Here is a 16,131-nt window from a genome sequence, read left to right on the forward strand (position 1 = left end):
CTTGCGCGATGAACCTGCTCTATTCCAATGACCGCAAGGCGGAATACCCGCCCAGCTGGTATGCCGCGACCGCACATGCGCCTGATCCTAACCCTGCCCTGACCGGCGATTGCACCGCGGATGTCTGTGTTGTCGGCGGCGGATACACCGGCCTGTCGGCGGCGCTGCATCTGGCTGAAGCCGGATTTGAGGTCGTTCTGCTGGAAGCGCATCGCGTTGGCTTTGGTGCCTCGGGGCGCAACGGCGGCCAGTTGGGCAGCGCGCAGCGAATGGATCAGGAAGATCTGGAGCTCTTGGTTGGCGATGATGACGCCGCCAAGCTTTGGGATCTTGCCGAAGACGCCAAGGATCTGGTCAAGTCACTGATCTCCAAACACAAGATTCAATGCGACCTGAAGCCCGGCATCGCCAATCTGGGTCTAAGCAAATCAGATCGGGTCGGACTGCACTCTCATGCGGAACACCTGTCCAAGCGGTATGGATATGACGAGATACAGTTGCTGGACCGCGATGCGGGCCATACGCTCTGCCCTTCTCCGACTTATCAGGGCGGGTATCTGGATATGGGGGCAGCGCATCTGCACCCCCTGAACTATGCCTTGGGACTTGCGCAGGCGGCCCGAAAAGCGGGTGTTCGCATCCACGAGGGGACCGAAGTCCTGAATATCTCGGATGGTAATGGCGTAAGTCTTCGGACGGCAGAGGGAACAGTCAAGGCTGACCACGTCATACTGGCCTGTAATGGCTACATCGGTGATCTGAATCGCAAGGTTGCCGAACGTGTCATGCCCATCAACAATTTCATAGCGGCCACCGAACCGCTGGGAGACAACGCCGCGCGCGTCCTGACGCGGGATGTGGCCGTTGCCGACACAAAATTCGTTGTGAACTATTTCCGGCTCAGCGCGGATGGCCGCCTTTTGTTTGGCGGCGGCGAAAGCTATGGCTATCGCTTTCCCACTGATATTGCAGCAAAAGTCCGCAAACCGATGGTCGAGATTTTCCCGCATCTGAAAGATGTCAGGATCGATTACGCCTGGGGTGGAACACTGGCCATAACGATGCGTCGAATGCCTTATCTGGCGCGCCTTGCCCCGAATATCCTGTCTGCCTCAGGTTACTCAGGTCACGGGGTCGGCACGGCTACCCACGCGGGTCAGCTGATGGCTCTGGCCATTCAGGGACAGGCCGAAGGATTCGATACGATGGCGCGCGTTCCCGCCCAACCGTTTCCCGGCGGCCCTGCCCTGCGCAGCCCACTGCTGGTTCTTGCCATGACGTGGTTCGCCTTGCGCGACCGTCTGGGCCTTTAGTCTGATCTGGGGGGCAGGACCCACTAAACTTGCGACAATTTGGTGAAATTTCGCCGACGGGCGATTACGCTCTTGGCTTGCTGGCGTTGTGAATTTATATTTACAAAAGTTAGAATTCAGGAAAACCAAATATGTCGCTGCCACCCAATGTTCACGAAGCCGAACCCATCCCCGCAGCCGCGCGCGAAGCGATTGATGCGCTGATGCAATCCGGTGACCTGTTTCGCTACACAGCACCCCAGGATTCACCCGTCGCACTGCTAGAGGCGGAATTTGCCGCGCTTTTGGGATCCAAATACGCTTTGGCGGTTTCATCCTGCTCAGCTGCACTGTTCCTGTCCCTGAAGGCGCTGGGTTTGCCACGGGACGCGCGGGTGCTGATACCCGGCTTCACCTTTGCCGCAGTGCCATCTTCCATCGTTCATGCCGACTGCGTCCCTGTCCTGTGCGAGGTTGGAGAAAACTACCGCATCGATCTAAAGAATTTTGAGGCCAAGCTGGACGACGTTCAGGCAGTCATCATCAGCCACATGCGCGGCCATACCTCGGATATGGATGCCATTATGGAGCTGTGCGATGCCCGCGACATTCCCGTAATCGAGGATGCGGCCCACTCGCTTGGCACCACCTGGCACGGCCGCAACATCGGAACGATCGGCAAGATGGGCTGTTTCTCGTTCCAGTCCTACAAGATGATCAACGCGGGCGAAGGCGGTATTCTGATCACCGATGATGCCGATCTGGTGGCGCAGGCCGTTATCATGTCGGGTGCCTATGAGCATAACTGGAAAAAGCATAAAACCCCGCATGGCGATAACTCGCCCGAGTTGGACCTGGCCTTTGCGCGCTGGCAGAACCGGTTGCCGCTATACAACCTGCGCATGAGCAACCTCAGCGCCGCCGTTATCCGCCCGCAAATTCCGGAACTGGCCCGTCGTGTCCGGGACGGTCTGGAAAATCACGACTACGTGGCGGATCGTCTGAACGCGTCACCCAAAATTTCCGTGCCCGCCCCGCTAGATCCTGAAAAGCGTGCACCGGATTCAATTCAGTTCAACCTTGTCGGCATGAACGAGGACGAGATCCGCGCCTTTGCAACCGCAGCAGAGTCTCGCGGTGTGAAAGTGCAGGTTTTTGGCCTGAGCGAGGACAACGCGCGCGCGTTCTGGAACTGGCAGTTCTTGCCGGAAACGTTCGACCTGCCGGAAACCCGGGCAATGCTGATGAAAGCTTGCGATGTTCGACTGCCCGTGCGCCTGACCCGTGAAGAACTGGATGTGATCGCGGATATCCTGCTGGCTTCGGTCGGTGACGTGACAGCGCCGGCGATGGCCTTTGGAACCTGAAAAACCAAAAGGCCCGCCTCTGGCGGGCCTTGTTAGCTTCGGTTCTTCACCCTCAGTTCAGTTTGGATAGTTTTTTCTGCAGCTCAGCCAGCTGCTTTTTGATCTCATCCAGGTCTTCTTTAGGCTCTTCCTTCGCCTCGTCGTCCTGGGTCGGCGCCGACCACCCGCCCGACAATCCGCTGGTCATCGCCTTCAGGAAAGCCTGCTGCTGCGCCTGCATCGCCTCAAACCCCGGCATGTTGCTCATGGGGTTCATGGCGTTCATGTTTTCCATCATCTTGCTTTGGCTTTCGCGCAGCATTTCGAACGAGCTTTGCAGAAATTGCGGCATCATGCCCCCACCGGGCACCATGTAGCTGCGCACAAGATCGTTCAGCACGTTTACCGGCAGGACGTTTTCACCCCGGCTTTCATGTTCGGCGATGATTTGCAGCAGGTATTGCCGCGTCAGGTCGTCCCCGGATTTCAGGTCGATTATCTGAACTTCGCGGCCATCCCGGATAAATCCGGCGATATCTTCAAGTGTGACGTAGTCGCTGGTCTCGGTGTTATACAGCCGGCGACTGGCATAGCGCTTGATCAATAACGGTTTTTCTTGGTCCGACACCCTTTACCCTCCCCAAGGATGATGCGTTGCAGCACAGGTTATGCGAGTGCAGCACAAAAAGAAAGGGCAGGTCAATCGACCTGCCCAGCGCGATGGCACCAAATGGGAGGAGAGGGTGCGCCTCGCGGACGTTCTTACTTGGCAGCGGTTGCCTTTTTGGCCGCAGCAGTCACGTCGTTGGTGGCTTTCTTGACAGCCGAGCTTGCTTCTTCAGCAGCTTCTTTGCCGGCAGCCATCAGCAGTTCGACGGTTTCGCTCTGCAGTTTCTTGGCGATTTCAGCGAAAGCAGCCATGTTTTCAGCAGCAACTTCAGCCGAAGCGCTGGCGAAATCGGTTGCGGCTTTTGCGTAGTCGGCAGGCTCTGCCTTTGCTTTCGACATCTCGGTCAGTTTGGCCAGAGTGTCTTTGGTCCATTTGCTGGAGATTTCTGCCGATTTTTCAGCAGCTTCCAGAGCAACGCCCGACAGCTTTTCGTTCAGCGAAGCGGTCGATTTGAACGCGTCTTCCAGTGCGGTTGTGTCAACCGGGAATGCACCCATCATGTCTTTCATGACGGCGGTAAAATCCTGAGTCTTTGCCATTGTCTTAATCCTCTTTGCTGGACCGGGCCCACCCCGGCGTTCGTCAGCTTGAGGACAATATGCTTTCTGCATCGCAGCATTTCAAGTTCTTTTTGCTGCGATGCAGAAAAAATTTAGTTTCAGAATGAAATCAGCGATTTGCCTTGACCAGAACATAGGTCCCTGGGGCCGGACACAGGCTCGGATGTTTCGAATCGCCCGTTTCGCGGGCCGGTATCTGTTTGCCAGACCGCTTTTTTAGCCAGGCTTCCCACATCGGCCACCAGGATCCTTCGTGAAAATCCGCTTCTTTCAACCAGGTGTCCGCGTCCGTCTTCAGGTCCGGGTTCGTATAGTGCCCGTATTTCTTCTTGCTGGGCGGGTTCACAATTCCGGCAATATGACCGGATTCCGAAACAACAAAGGCTTTCGAGCGCGACCCCATCTGCTGAACACCGCGATAACAATCCTTCCAGGCTGCTATGTGGTCGGTCTCGCACGTGATGGCCATCAACGGGACATCCACGTCGCTGATATGCAGATTTTCGCCCAGCAGTTTGAACCCATCAGTAACAAACTCATTGTTCTGACAAAGCCCGCGCAGGTATTGGATTGCCATTCGGCCCGGCAGGTTTGCGCCGTCTCCGTTCCAATACAGCAAATCGAATGCCGGCGGTGTTTCACCCATCATGTAGCTGCGGATTGCAGGTGTGTAGATCAGATCCCGCGACCGCAGGAAGGACATTGTGCGTCCGATAATCCAGGCCTTTAGGATGCCATCCTTTGACACCTGATCCTCGATCCCGTCCACAAAATCGTTCTGCAGGAAAGGCGTGAACTCGCCCTGCTCTCCGAAATCGGTCAGCGTTGTAAAGAACGTGGCCGATTTGACCGATTTATCACCACGTTTCTTCAACAGCGAAAGCGTCAGGCTAAGCGTGGTGCCGGCAATGCAATAGCCCACGGCATTGACCTGTTTGACCTTGCAGATATTCTTGGCCTCTTCGATCGCGGCCAGAAATCCTTCTTCGATATAGTCCTCAAGTCCGATATCGGCATGCGAACTGTCCGCGTTGACCCAACTGACGACAAACAGGGTATAGCCCTGCTCTGTCACCCACTTGATCAGGCTGTTCTGCGCTTTCAGGTCAAGGATATAAAACTTGTTGATCCAGGGCGGGAACAGGACAATGGGCGTTTCATGGACTGTTTCGGTCGATGGCTTGTACTGGATCAGCTCCATCATGCGGTTGCGAAACACCACATCGCCGGGCGTGGTGGCGATGTTTCCACCGATCTCAAACGCGCTCTCATCCGCCAGCCGAACCACAAGTTCGCCGTCGTTGGCCTCAAGATCCGCAACCAGGTTCTCCAACCCCTGGATCAGCGACTGTCCGTCGGTTTCGATGGCTTTCTCGAGTGCGTCCGGGTTGGTGGCCAGAAAGTTGGTCGGGGCCATCATGTCGATGATCTGACGAGAGAAGTAGGCCAGTCTGCGCTTGTCCTTGTCTTCAAGGTCTTCAACTGAGGCTACGGCTTGCGCGATCGCTTCGGCATTGGTCTGATACTGTTGACGGATAAAGCGGAAATAGGGGTTGTTTTCCCACATCGGGTTAGAAAACCGCCGGTCTTCGGGCAGTTTGTCTTCGGTATCAGGCTCACCTTTTGACAATACCTGCTGTGCTTCGGCAAAGTTCAGAACCGACTTGCCCCAGAACTCGATCTGATGCTCAAGCAGCTTGGCCGGGTTCTGCATCGCTTCGGCCCAATAGGCCGTTGCTGCTTTTGCAAAAAGCTCTTGATTCGGACCATCCAGGGCGGGGGTGTGCGACTTTTTTCCAGCCATCACTTCAACAAGCCGTTTCGAGAGGTCTTCGACTTTGGACAAATTTTCCTTAAGACGTTCAATATGTTCGTCCGACAGGTCCGGCGTATTGTCTTCGGTAGTTGTCATTATAAGGATTCCCCCCTAACGTCGCTGCTATGCAGAATAACGTCGTGAACGCGTAGCGCAAAGCGGCGAATGGTCCGAAATCTCAGGATAATACTCAGGAGGCCCGAATACATGCGCTATATGATGACGTATGACCTGATGGAAACCATGCGCAATACCAACCAATGGTTGGGCGCAACCGCCAGCGCCATGGCCTCTTATCCGCTTTTCGCAATGGCGCCGAGCCCTGCGTTCAGCATGATGGCTGCCTGGGGAGAGGTTACCGAACGGACGTTTCAGCGCATGGTCGTCAAGCCGGACTGGGGTATTCGGACCTTCACCTGCGAAGATGGCAAGGACCACCTTGTCGACATCACAACCGTTGTCGAACGCCCTTTTGGCGATCTGATCCATTTTCGGGTCAACGGTCGCGAAGAACAGCCGCGCAAGGTTCTGCTGGTGGCGCCGATGTCCGGGCACTACGCCACTCTGTTGCGCTCGACCGTCAAGAGCCTGCTTGTAAATTGCGAAGTCTACATTACCGATTGGCATAACGCGCGTGACATCCCAGTGTCCGAAGGCAAGTTCGATGTCGAGGATTACACGCTCTACCTTGTCGATTTCATGAAGGAACTGGGTCCGGACACACATGTTGTTGCCGTGTGTCAGCCCGCGCCGCTGACACTGGCCGCAACAGCCTATCTGGCGGAACATGATCCGAAGGCGCAGCCCAGCACACTGACGCTGATCGGCGGCCCGGTCGATCCGGATGCCACCCCGACCGAAGTTACCGATTTCGGGCGCAGAGTGACAATGGGCCAGCTGGAAGAGACAATGATCCAGCGCGTCGGTTTCAAATACAAGGGCGTCGGCCGCATGGTCTATCCCGGCCTGTTGCAACTGGCGTCGTTCATGTCGATGAACGCGGACCGTCACTCCAAGGCGTTTTCGGATCAGATTCAGCGAGTTATGCGCAACGAAGCCTCAGACCACGACGCCCATAACCGGTTCTATGATGAATACCTCGCAGTCATGGACATGACGGCCGAATTCTACCTGTCCACTGTGGAACGTGTTTTCAAAAACCGCGAAATTGCCCGAAATGAGTTCATTGTGGCCGGCCACAAGGTGGATATCGGGAAAATCACAGATGTCGCGGTCAAATCCGTTGAAGGGGCCAATGACGACATCTCGGCCCCCGGCCAGTGCATTGCGGCACTGGACCTGTGCACCGGTCTGCCGGACGGCAAGAAGGCCAGCCATGTCGAGCCCGGGGCCGGTCATTACGGCATCTTTGCCGGGCGCAGCTGGCGCGACAATATCCGGCCCCTGGTGATCGACTTCATGAACGCCAACAGCCGCAAACCCCAACGCACGGCCGCAAACAAGAATAAAGTGGCCTGATCCCTAACCTCAGGCAGGCCGCCTTTTTCCAAACAGCGTTATTCGTGACTGAGCCGCGCCGGACGGGAAAGCCAGCGCTGCAGTGCATCCGTCACGGCCTGCGGCGATTCCAGCATTGGCACATGCCCGGCGTCGTCAATCACCTGCAACTCGGCATTCGGAATGAGCTCGGTCATAAAGGCATGTTTTCGCACCGGTGTCAGCGTATCATGCACCCCACACAGGATCAGCGTCGGGACATTGATCCGCCGCAATGCACCCTGCTGATCCGGACGGCGCTGAAGGGCGCGCATCTGGCGCACAAACAGGTCAGGACCCAATTCTACCGCCATCGTCAGAAGTTCATTCAGAATCGGGATGCGGTTGGGCCCCGGGGCCAGCGCATCCGAACCGATAACATCGCGCATGATGTCTTCAAGTCGCCCGGCCTGCGCACCCACTATCAGATCCTCGCGCGCTGCGGCAAATTGCGGGGTGACTGCCTGCGCATCGGTCGACATCAGACACAGGCGCGAAACTCGCTCAGGCGCGCGGCGTACAACCTCAAGTGCAACGACACCGCCCATGCTGAACCCTGCCAGCGCAAAACACCGAGGCAACACATCCAGAAGCGAAGAGGCTATCTCCTCAATCCGCTCACCGGTCGAGATCGGGGCCACGGTCACCGCACGCTCTTGCGACAGGACAGTTATTTGCGACTGAAACAGCCGAGCGTCGCACATCAATCCAGGCAAGAATACCAGCGGCTCGATCACGCGGGGCCTCCGCCCTTCCGCCAATCCCGGCGTCTCCGTTTCTTTCAGGATGGAAGTTTTGCAAGTGGCCGACAAGCTGTTATTCAGGGGTATCGGATGGCCCGGAACCCGGGGAAATCACTGTAACGCCCGCGTCGTGTTTCGGCATCTTCTTCTGGCTCTGCACCGGGCCGCAACAGACATCCGCGTGGCGCGATGTAACTGTCGATCCGCCTTTGCGGCTTTGGTCGCCAAACCAGGTTAAAGGCGCACAGTTTCGGAAAAAACCAGATCTCCGAATAATCCAGATGATCATGCATCCACCAGGCCAGATCGCGCCAGTCCCGCCCTGCGTCATATTGATCCGCAAACCATGGAATGACGATGGACGCCCCGGCTATTCTGGCATCCCCGGTTCCACGATCCCAGATGTGGCACTCCAACGGATGGTCGTTCCGCGCGCAATTCAGCCGGTTTTCGTTCCCGAAACTGTTCAGAGACGGTGACCGGTATCCTGACCGAACGGCCACGCGGCCAAAGGTTTCTTCCAGCGGGTCCAACAGCGTTTGGCAAAATGCCCGGCCAGTCTCGATGGCCAGGTCCGGGTTGTCCGGCAGGTTCTGCTTTTCGTGGAAATTACCGATTTCGGAATACAGGAAATCACGCATGAAAAAATGCCGGGACAGGCGCACTCGGCCCAGGGTCTCAAGGCTCCACATGCTGCCCGGCTTGCGCATTCTCAACCTCCGCCCGAGGCATCTCGCCTGTGCCGACTTGGTGCTTCTCCCGGCATCATTCCACACCCAGTTCCTTTAGCCAATCCAGTATGCCTGCGACGGTTGCATCGGTCTGCCCGGGTGACATCAGACGTCCGGCAATCACGTGCGAAGACGGATCGTCCCCTGGCCCCATCGTCACAAGATGTAATGTCGCGGGCGCGCCCCAGGCTTCTGCAACCCTATGTGTTCGGTCAGGCCGCACCACCTTATCGTCATCTGAAAAGCAAAACAGAGCAGGAGTTTTTGCTTCTGCGAAGTCCAATTCATTGACGGCCTCGACCAGCACGGTCAGCGGCACCACCGCCTCCCACGGGTAGACTGTCGACCAGTATTTGTTCTTTTCCGGGTTCGGCCCTGACACATCCCTGTCCTGCCCCATGATCAGCGGCAACCAATGCCGTGCCCAAGGCAGGCCGGGAAGCCAAGCCGCCGCCGTGTTCACACCGAAATTAGGTGAGACAAAGACCAGACCCACTACATCGCGGCTCAGATCCTCATCCAATGCGGCCGCCGCGGCCAAGGTGCCACCGGTCGAGGTCGAGATCACCACCACCCGGTCGCCCACCGCCCGCGCCGCCGCCAAACCTTCGGCGTAGTCCTGCATCCATCCCGAAGCCGTACCTTCGGCCATGGCGTCGCCGCTCCGCCCGTGACCTTGCAGACGCGTGTAGACCAGATTGGCCCCCAGCGCATCGGCCACCATATCCGGCACCGGGCGAATTTCTTCGGACGATGCCGAAAACCCGTGAACGTAAAGCACGGAAACAGGCGTTCGCTGCTCCTTATATCCGTCCTGCCAGATCACCCTCTTTTCAACACCCGGCACGATGTCGTCAAACGCAGACTCAGTGCTTTCGAAATAGACCTGCACGCCTTCGCCGAATTTCCTCGCATCAAAGTCTGGGTGCAGATTGACCTCTTCGCGGGGACCGAACCAATAGATCACCCCGCCGGCCAAAAGCACCACAATCAGAAAACGTCCCAGAAACCAGCCAAAACGCCGCATCAGCGATCCCCCATCACATCCAGCACCGCGTCTTCAATCAACCCCAGACAACGATCATCCGAGAACCTGTGATCGGCGTCCTTGACCAACAACAGACGCATGTCCGGACTTTCCGCACGTTCCAGCAGACGCACGGCGGTTTCGGTCGATACGGCGGTGTCTGCCGTTCCCTGCAAAAAACGGACCGGAAAAGGCAAACGCAACGGATCGCGCAAAACCAGATGTTCCCGTCCATCCACGATCATCCGCTTGGTGATGACATATGGCTCCATGTAGTCCGACGGCAGTTCCACGTGCCCAACCGTCTCGAGCGCCGCTTTCTGTTCGGCAGAGAATGAGGCCCAGTACCCGTCCTCGGTGAAATCCGGCGCGGCTGCGATCGTGACCATCCCGGCAATCCGGTCAGGCAATTCACGCGCCAGCAGCAGGGCCTGCCAGCCCCCCATTGAAGATCCGACAACAATCAACGGTCCAACCGTCAATGCGGAAACCGCGGCCACGGTATCCTGATGCCAGTCGCCAATGCATCCCTCCTCGAACGAGCCGGAGCTTTCCCCATGCCCGGAATAGTCGAACCGAAGAAAGGACCACCCCCGCGCACGCGCCCATGCCTCCAGATGAACGGCCTTGGTGCCCTCCATATCCGACTTGAGCCCGCCCAGAAAAACTACGGTCGGCCCCGCCCCCTCGCTCTTGTGATAGGCCAGTAGGCGACCTTGCGCCGTTTCAAGAAATTCCGTCGCTGCCATGAAACCCTCGCTTCCTTGTCAGCATCATGCACGCCGCTCGCCCAAGTGCAATTCCCTGACCATTTCATCTTTTTGAAAATACTCCGGGGAGCGCGAGGGGCTGGCCCCTCGCCTGCGCAGCGCTTGACACTCTGCTTTGCACCTGCCAAAGCATCCGCACACACACATAACCCGCAACCGGGCGTTCAGTGGGCGCCAAACCGACGAGGAGAGCCAGATCATGGCCCTGGATTCCCAATCCGTCTCACTCACCTTCCCCGATGGCAATGCACGTTCTTATGACGCAGGCGTAACGCCCGCGCAGGTGGCTGCAGATATCTCAACCTCACTGGCAAAAAAGGCCATCTCGGCCACTGTGAACGGCCAGCACTGGGACCTGCAATGGCCCATCGAAGCGGATGCCGACATCGCCATCCACACCATGAAGGACGAGGTTCAGGCCAATGAACTGACCCGTCACGATCTGGCGCATATCATGGCCCGCGCCGTGCAGGAAATCTGGCCCGACACCAAGGTCACCATCGGCCCTGTCATTGAAAACGGCTGGTACTATGACTTTGACAGGACCGAGCCGTTCACGCCCGAAGACCTTGGCCTGATCGAGAAAAAGATGAAGGAAATCATCAACAAGCGCGACCCCGTGACCACCGAGGTCTGGGATCGCCAACGTGCGATCGATTTCTACACCGCCAATGACGAGCCCTATAAGGTCGAACTGATCGACGCCATTCCGGGCGACGAACCGCTGCGCATGTACTGGCACGGCGACTGGCAGGACCTGTGCCGTGGTCCGCATCTGCAACACACCGGGCAGGTGCCGGGTGACGCGTTCAAGCTGATGTCCATTGCGGGCGCCTATTGGCGCGGCGACAGCAGCCGCGCGATGTTGCAGCGCATTTATGGCGTGGCCTTCACCGGCAAGGAAAAGCTCAAGGCCCACCTGCATATGCTGGAAGAAGCCGCCAAGCGGGACCACCGCAAGCTGGGCAAGGAGATGGACCTTTTCCATCTGCAACCCGAAGCACCGGGCCAGATCTTCTGGCACCCGAATGGCTGGACCATCTATACCCAGTTGCAGGACTACATGCGCCGCCAGCAGAAACGCGGCGGCTATGTCGAGGTGAACACGCCGCAGGTTGTGGACCGCAAGCTTTGGGAAGCCTCCGGCCACTGGGACAAATATCAGGAAAACATGTTCATCGTCGAAGTGGACGAGGAGCACGCGCGCGACAAGGCGATCAACGCGCTCAAGCCGATGAACTGCCCCTGCCACGTGGAGATCTTCAAACAGGGACTGAAATCCTATCGCGACCTGCCACTGCGCATGGCCGAATTCGGATCGTGCAACCGGTACGAACCGTCGGGCGCGCTGCATGGCATCATGCGGGTACGCGGCTTCACCCAGGATGACGCGCATATCTTCTGCACCGAAGAGATGATCGCGGACGAGACCAAGCGGTTCCTCGACTTCCTGTCGAATGTCTACAGGGATCTCGGGTTCGAGAACTTCAAGGTCAAGTTCTCGGATCGCCCCGAGGTGCGTGCGGGCACGGATGAACAATGGGACAAGGCCGACGAGTTGCTGAAAGCCGCCTGCGATGCTGCGGGCTGTGCCTATGACCTGAACCCGGGCGAAGGCGCGTTCTATGGACCGAAGCTGGAGTTCGTTCTGACAGACGCCATCGGACGCGACTGGCAGTGCGGCACCCTGCAGGTGGACTTCATCATCCCGGAACGTCTGGGCGCGACCTATGTTGCGGCGGACGGTGAACGGCACACGCCGGTCATGCTGCACCGTGCCTGCCTCGGATCGTTCGAACGTTTCATCGGCATCCTGATTGAGGAACATGCGGGCAAGCTGCCGTTCTGGCTGGCACCACGTCAGGTCGTCGTGGCCTCGATCACTTCCGATGCGGACGATTATGTCCTGGAAGTTGTCGAAACGCTGAAAGCCGCCGGTGTCCGCGCTGAAGCCGACATCCGCAACGAAAAGATCAACTACAAGGTCCGCGAGCATTCGGTCGGCAAGGTGCCGGTCATTTTGGCCGTCGGACACCGGGAAGTTGATGAGCGTACTGTCAGCGTCCGGCGCCTGGGTGAAAAACAAACGCAGGTACAGTCACTTGATGCTGTAACAAAAGAGCTGGCTCAGGCCGCAACCGCGCCCGACCTGCTGTAACATTCGGCGGCAATTCGCCCTGAATCCGGCCCCACATCCGGGGCCGGATTGAAACAAAATCTAATTTTCATTTCAAAAACAATTTGTTAACCTGCAAGAGGGCATGACGCTCTTTGACGGGGTTGTGAGACACGGGCTCGTGAATTCAACTATGAGCTTCAAGCCACTACCTTTGTCATTGTCGAACACAGACATACGCAGTCACTAAAAGGATTAACGAGATGTCGAACACCGCAAAAACCATTGTCATCGCAAGCGCAGTCGCAGCCGCTGTTTCTGGTGCCGCAACCACCGCAACAGCGCAAGCGAAAGAGAAGTGCTATGGCGTTTCCCTGGCCGGTCAGAATGACTGCGCCGCAGGACCCGGCACCACCTGCGCGGGCACCTCGACCGTAGATTATCAGGGTAACGCATGGACCTTGGTTGACGCAGGCACCTGCGCCGACATCGAGCTGCCCAAAGCCGCTGATGGCGCGGCCCGCAAAGGTTCGCTGGAACCGCTCGAGCGTGATCTGCCGGCATAAGGCCAGCCACACGAGATTACCGGGGCGGGCAATGTCGCCCGCCCTTTTCGTCGTGATCAGGAAAAATGCTCATGCTGGATGATGCACTCAGATCAAACCGGTTGCCTGCGGCACCCGGTGTTGGCTACAAACCGCAACATTTTGCGCAAATCCTTGAACACGCGAAACCGGTGGCGTGGCTGGAAATCCATGCCGAGAATTATATGGGCGACGGCGGTCGCCCGCTGGCGCAGTTGCGTCACCTGTCCGAACAATTTCCCATTTCCGTTCATGGCGTTGGCCTATCCATCGGTGGCGAAACGCCGCTGGACCCGGATCATCTGGCCCGCCTTAAACATCTGATCGGCTGGCTGAACCCCGCCAGCTTTTCCGAACATCTGGCCTGGTCCACCCATGACAGTCACTTTCTGAACGACCTGCTGCCCCTGCCCTATACCGATGCGACGCTGGATCGCGTCTGCGACCACATCGATCAGGTGCAGGAAACCGTTGGCCGCCAGATGCTGCTTGAGAACCCGTCCAGCTACCTGGCATTCGAAGAAAGCACCTGGTCCGAACCCGATTTCCTGCGCGAAATCGCACGTCGCACCGGCTGTGGCCTGTTGCTGGATGTGAACAACGTATTTGTTTCAGCCACAAACCTGGATTTCTCGCCTCAAGGCTATATCGATGCCTACCCGCTAAACAAGGTCGGTGAGATCCATCTAGGCGGACATGATGAGGATGAAGACGACCACGGGCACCCGCTGTTGATCGACAGCCATGGGCGTGAAGTGGTCGATCCGGTCTGGGCACTGCTGGATTATGTTCTGGAGCGTTCGGGCCCGAAACCCGTTCTGATAGAATGGGATACCGACGTCCCCGAATGGCCCGTTTTGCGCGCCGAAGCCGAACGCGCGCAGTCAGCGCTGGACCGGGTTCCAGCATGAGCGTTTCTCAGTCGGTCTTCCATTCCGCGTTGCTGGATGCGTCTGTTTCGGTTCCCGACGGGTTACTTGACGCGGCGGACCAGCCCGCCGGGCGCAGGTTCAGCGTCTATCGCAATAATGTCGCCGTCTCGTTGACCGAAGCGTTACATCAGGCTTTTCCCGTCATCGCCAAGTTGCTGGGCGCGCAGAACATGGACGGTCTTGCCGGGATGTTCTTGAGACAGCACCCCCCGTCTTCCCCGTTGATGATGTTCTATGGCGAAGCGTTCCCCGGTTTTCTGGCTGATCTGCCGCAACTTGCGCATCTGGGATATCTGCCGGACATGGCGCGCCTGGAACTGGCTCTGCGCCGATCATACCACGCCGCCGACTGCACACCTGCGCCAGCCGACGCCCTGAATTTGTCACCCGAAGACATTATGCGATCGCGGCTGAGCTTTGCTCCTGCGATGCAGGTCATGCAATCGGACTGGCCGGTACACGCGATCTGGCGATTCAATACTGAAGACAATGCCCCAAAACCCGAGCCCGGCGCGCAAGACGTTCTGATTACGCGTCCCGAATATGACCCGATTCCGCATCTTTTGCCCGTGGGCGGCGCCAAGTGGATCAGCCATCTGCAAACAGGCGACACAATCGGTGAAGCGTATGAAAAAACGGCTGAAACCTGCCCCGAGTTCGATCTTGGAACCACACTGGCCATCCTATTGCAGGGCGGCGCAATAACCTCTGTGACTATTGAAAGGCTGGAGACATGACTGCTCTGATCTCAACCTACAACAACACGATGGAAAAGGTGGACCTGGCATCCAATTGGCTGACACCGACGCTGGCACGACTGGTGTTTGTCGCCGTCCTTCTGGTTTATTACTGGAACTCGGCGATGCTGAAGATCGATGGTTCGATCTTTTCACCATCCGCAGGTGCCTTTGGCCAGATTTTCCCCAAGGCGGCCGAAGCCGTTCTGTATGATGTCAGCCAGATGACCTTTTTCCAGCGTATCGTGATCTTCTTTGGAACCGTCGCCGAGTTCGTTCTGCCGGCATTGTTGCTGGTCGGGCTGTTCACACGCCTGGCTGCACTTGGCATGATCGGGTTTGTCTGGGTGCAAACCCTGACCGACGTGACAGGCCATAACGTTCCGCTGGGCAGCCTGTTCGACAACGCCATCTCGCTGATGGATCAGCGTGTGATGTGGACCTTCATGTTTCTGGTCATTGCCATCAACGGCGCAGGTCCAATATCGCTGGACCGGCTATTGCGACTGAAGTGAACTAGAAATGAGCCTTGGGCTGGTCCGGTTTTCCCGCAGCCAGCCCAAGCAGGCCGGCAACTGCTGCAAAAGCGACCGGGAACATCGTAAACGCATTGAAACCAAAGGCATAGTACATCCCGACGGCCGACAGCAGCAGCAAGACGCCGGCAATCAAGGCACGGGCATGGGCCATGGCTCCGCCCGCTATGGCGAGCAACGGCGCAAGGATCGAAGTGGTCTGCACCAAAGTGGCGTTTTCGACCTGCTCGGCAACGCCTTCGATCTCGCCAAACCGGTTGACCAGTTCGACATAACCTTAGCCGAAAAAGCCCACCACCATTCCGATCAGCCCGGAGATAACACCCAAGATCATTGCAGCGTTACGCATAGTCTTCCCTGCTGTCTGCGCTTGAGCAGATAGTCATCCGATCACGCAACTCCAAGTGCCGTACGTGTTTCCGGCGTCCAGCCCAGCAACAAAGCTCCCCCGGATTCGATCAACGGGCGTTTCATCAACGTCGGGTAATCGGCGAGAAGCTCTTGCGCTGGACGCGACCGCTGTTCTTGGTCCAATCCACGCCACGTTGTCGAACGGGTGTTCAGCAAGGCTTCGCCGAATTGCTCCAGTGCCTGAGACAGCACCGAGGCCGGGACACCCTGGGTCCGGACATCCACAAACTCTGTATCTGGCATTGATTTCAACGCCTTACGGCACGTATCGCAAGTCTTCAAACCATAAAGGCGCATCTTACTTCTGTTCCTGTTTCTGCTTGGGATTTAGGCAAAATCACCGGTTTTCTTCGGTAATTCTTG

16 protein-coding genes and 1 pseudogene are annotated in these 16,131 nt (G+C 57.5%); 8 read left to right on the forward strand and 9 right to left on the reverse strand.

Features of this window, described 5'->3' with window-relative positions:
* Positions 1–8 precede the first annotated feature (8 nt).
* Both ACR0J8_RS12970 and ACR0J8_RS12975 read left to right on the forward strand, forming a co-directional pair.
* On the forward strand, positions 9–1,313 hold the full coding sequence (locus tag ACR0J8_RS12970) for an NAD(P)/FAD-dependent oxidoreductase (RefSeq protein WP_480525473.1): 1,305 nt from the start codon (positions 9–11) through the stop codon (positions 1,311–1,313).
* Between the two features lie 131 nt (positions 1,314–1,444).
* Positions 1,445–2,659 carry a DegT/DnrJ/EryC1/StrS family aminotransferase gene (locus ACR0J8_RS12975; RefSeq protein ID WP_480525472.1) on the forward strand — a complete coding sequence of 405 codons (1,215 nt, stop codon included), beginning with the start codon at positions 1,445–1,447 and terminating at the stop codon, positions 2,657–2,659.
* A gap of 52 nt (positions 2,660–2,711) precedes the next feature.
* On the opposite strand, the gene phaR is transcribed toward ACR0J8_RS12975, so the two are convergent.
* The 3 genes from phaR to ACR0J8_RS12990 all read right to left on the reverse strand — a co-directional run bounded on the left by phaR (position 2,712) and on the right by ACR0J8_RS12990 (position 5,780).
* Positions 2,712–3,266 (reverse strand): polyhydroxyalkanoate synthesis repressor PhaR, encoded by a 555-nt coding sequence (gene phaR / locus ACR0J8_RS12980; protein ID WP_170614643.1) that lies wholly within the window; start codon positions 3,264–3,266, stop codon positions 2,712–2,714.
* Positions 3,267–3,400: 134 nt separating this feature from the next.
* On the reverse strand, positions 3,401–3,847 hold the full coding sequence (locus ACR0J8_RS12985) for a phasin family protein (RefSeq protein ID WP_170614642.1): 447 nt from the start codon (positions 3,845–3,847) through the stop codon (positions 3,401–3,403).
* Between the two features lie 130 nt (positions 3,848–3,977).
* Positions 3,978–5,780, reverse strand: coding sequence for a class I poly(R)-hydroxyalkanoic acid synthase (locus tag ACR0J8_RS12990; protein WP_170680355.1), 1,803 nt, complete (start codon positions 5,778–5,780; stop codon positions 3,978–3,980).
* A gap of 111 nt (positions 5,781–5,891) precedes the next feature.
* Here ACR0J8_RS12990 and phaZ point away from each other — a divergent pair, with 111 nt between their 5' ends.
* Complete coding sequence (gene phaZ / locus ACR0J8_RS12995; RefSeq protein WP_170680357.1) at positions 5,892–7,163, forward strand: polyhydroxyalkanoate depolymerase; 1,272 nt, start codon at positions 5,892–5,894, stop codon at positions 7,161–7,163.
* Positions 7,164–7,201: 38 nt separating this feature from the next.
* Here phaZ and ACR0J8_RS13000 read toward each other — a convergent pair whose 3' ends face one another.
* The 4 genes from ACR0J8_RS13000 to ACR0J8_RS13015 all read right to left on the reverse strand — a co-directional run bounded on the left by ACR0J8_RS13000 (position 7,202) and on the right by ACR0J8_RS13015 (position 10,431).
* Positions 7,202–7,918 carry an alpha/beta fold hydrolase gene (locus tag ACR0J8_RS13000; protein ID WP_480525469.1) on the reverse strand — a complete coding sequence of 239 codons (717 nt, stop codon included), beginning with the start codon at positions 7,916–7,918 and terminating at the stop codon, positions 7,202–7,204.
* A gap of 83 nt (positions 7,919–8,001) precedes the next feature.
* A complete protein-coding gene (locus ACR0J8_RS13005; RefSeq protein WP_480890691.1) occupies positions 8,002–8,616 on the reverse strand; it encodes a hypothetical protein in 615 nt (204 codons plus the stop codon).
* A 73-nt stretch (positions 8,617–8,689) separates the two neighbouring features.
* Positions 8,690–9,682, reverse strand: coding sequence for an alpha/beta hydrolase (locus ACR0J8_RS13010; protein ID WP_480525468.1), 993 nt, complete (start codon positions 9,680–9,682; stop codon positions 8,690–8,692).
* The gene (locus tag ACR0J8_RS13015; RefSeq protein ID WP_480525466.1) at positions 9,682–10,431 is read right to left on the reverse strand and encodes an alpha/beta hydrolase; all 750 of its coding nucleotides are present in this window, start codon (positions 10,429–10,431) and stop codon (positions 9,682–9,684) included. Before ACR0J8_RS13015 ends, ACR0J8_RS13010 begins: the two co-directional genes overlap by 1 nt.
* Positions 10,432–10,651: 220 nt before the next feature.
* On the opposite strand from ACR0J8_RS13015, the gene thrS reads away from it, so the two are divergent.
* From thrS to ACR0J8_RS13040, 5 genes are all read left to right on the forward strand, one after another.
* Positions 10,652–12,610, forward strand: coding sequence for a threonine--tRNA ligase (thrS, locus tag ACR0J8_RS13020; protein ID WP_480525463.1), 1,959 nt, complete (start codon positions 10,652–10,654; stop codon positions 12,608–12,610).
* Positions 12,611–12,831: 221 nt separating this feature from the next.
* Positions 12,832–13,134, forward strand: a complete 303-nt coding sequence (locus ACR0J8_RS13025; protein ID WP_480525461.1) for a BufA1 family periplasmic bufferin-type metallophore — start codon at positions 12,832–12,834, stop codon at positions 13,132–13,134.
* Positions 13,135–13,205: 71 nt separating this feature from the next.
* The gene (gene bufB / locus ACR0J8_RS13030; RefSeq protein ID WP_480525459.1) at positions 13,206–14,063 is read left to right on the forward strand and encodes an MNIO family bufferin maturase; all 858 of its coding nucleotides are present in this window, start codon (positions 13,206–13,208) and stop codon (positions 14,061–14,063) included.
* Complete coding sequence (locus tag ACR0J8_RS13035) at positions 14,060–14,821, forward strand: HvfC/BufC family peptide modification chaperone (RefSeq protein ID WP_480525457.1); 762 nt, start codon at positions 14,060–14,062, stop codon at positions 14,819–14,821. Before bufB ends, ACR0J8_RS13035 begins: the two co-directional genes overlap by 4 nt.
* The gene (locus tag ACR0J8_RS13040) at positions 14,818–15,336 is read left to right on the forward strand and encodes a DoxX family protein (protein WP_480525455.1); all 519 of its coding nucleotides are present in this window, start codon (positions 14,818–14,820) and stop codon (positions 15,334–15,336) included. The genes ACR0J8_RS13035 and ACR0J8_RS13040 overlap by 4 nt, the downstream gene beginning before the upstream one ends.
* A gap of 1 nt (position 15,337) precedes the next feature.
* On the opposite strand, the pseudogene ACR0J8_RS13045 reads toward ACR0J8_RS13040, so the two are convergent.
* Together ACR0J8_RS13045 and ACR0J8_RS13050 are read right to left on the reverse strand one after the other, a co-directional pair.
* Positions 15,338–15,706, reverse strand: a pseudogene (locus ACR0J8_RS13045) (hypothetical protein).
* A gap of 41 nt (positions 15,707–15,747) precedes the next feature.
* Positions 15,748–16,065: an ArsC/Spx/MgsR family protein gene (locus tag ACR0J8_RS13050; protein WP_480525451.1), complete on the reverse strand. Its 318-nt coding sequence runs from the start codon at positions 16,063–16,065 to the stop codon at positions 15,748–15,750.
* Between the last annotated feature and the right edge of the window lie 66 nt (positions 16,066–16,131).

The sequence above is a fragment of the Ruegeria sp. N11 genome (assembly GCF_056531525.1).

Bases quoted from the DNA above. Each gene is read 5' to 3' on its own strand.
- bufB (WP_480525459.1), top strand. From the start codon at position 13,206: ATGCTGGATGATGCACTCAGATCAAACCGGTTGCCTGCGGCACCCGGT.
- ACR0J8_RS13010 (WP_480525468.1), bottom strand. From the start codon at position 9,682: ATGCGGCGTTTTGGCTGGTTTCTGGGACGTTTTCTGATTGTGGTGCTT.
- thrS (WP_480525463.1), top strand. From the start codon at position 10,652: ATGGCCCTGGATTCCCAATCCGTCTCACTCACCTTCCCCGATGGCAAT.
- ACR0J8_RS13015 (WP_480525466.1), bottom strand. From the start codon at position 10,431: ATGGCAGCGACGGAATTTCTTGAAACGGCGCAAGGTCGCCTACTGGCC.
- ACR0J8_RS13025 (WP_480525461.1), top strand. From the start codon at position 12,832: ATGTCGAACACCGCAAAAACCATTGTCATCGCAAGCGCAGTCGCAGCC.
- ACR0J8_RS12990 (WP_170680355.1), bottom strand. From the start codon at position 5,780: ATGACAACTACCGAAGACAATACGCCGGACCTGTCGGACGAACATATT.
- ACR0J8_RS13005 (WP_480890691.1), bottom strand. From the start codon at position 8,616: ATGTGGAGCCTTGAGACCCTGGGCCGAGTGCGCCTGTCCCGGCATTTT.
- phaZ (WP_170680357.1), top strand. From the start codon at position 5,892: ATGCGCTATATGATGACGTATGACCTGATGGAAACCATGCGCAATACC.
- ACR0J8_RS13040 (WP_480525455.1), top strand. From the start codon at position 14,818: ATGACTGCTCTGATCTCAACCTACAACAACACGATGGAAAAGGTGGAC.
- ACR0J8_RS13035 (WP_480525457.1), top strand. From the start codon at position 14,060: ATGAGCGTTTCTCAGTCGGTCTTCCATTCCGCGTTGCTGGATGCGTCT.
- ACR0J8_RS12985 (WP_170614642.1), bottom strand. From the start codon at position 3,847: ATGGCAAAGACTCAGGATTTTACCGCCGTCATGAAAGACATGATGGGT.
- ACR0J8_RS12975 (WP_480525472.1), top strand. From the start codon at position 1,445: ATGTCGCTGCCACCCAATGTTCACGAAGCCGAACCCATCCCCGCAGCC.
- ACR0J8_RS12970 (WP_480525473.1), top strand. From the start codon at position 9: ATGAACCTGCTCTATTCCAATGACCGCAAGGCGGAATACCCGCCCAGC.
- ACR0J8_RS13050 (WP_480525451.1), bottom strand. From the start codon at position 16,065: ATGCGCCTTTATGGTTTGAAGACTTGCGATACGTGCCGTAAGGCGTTG.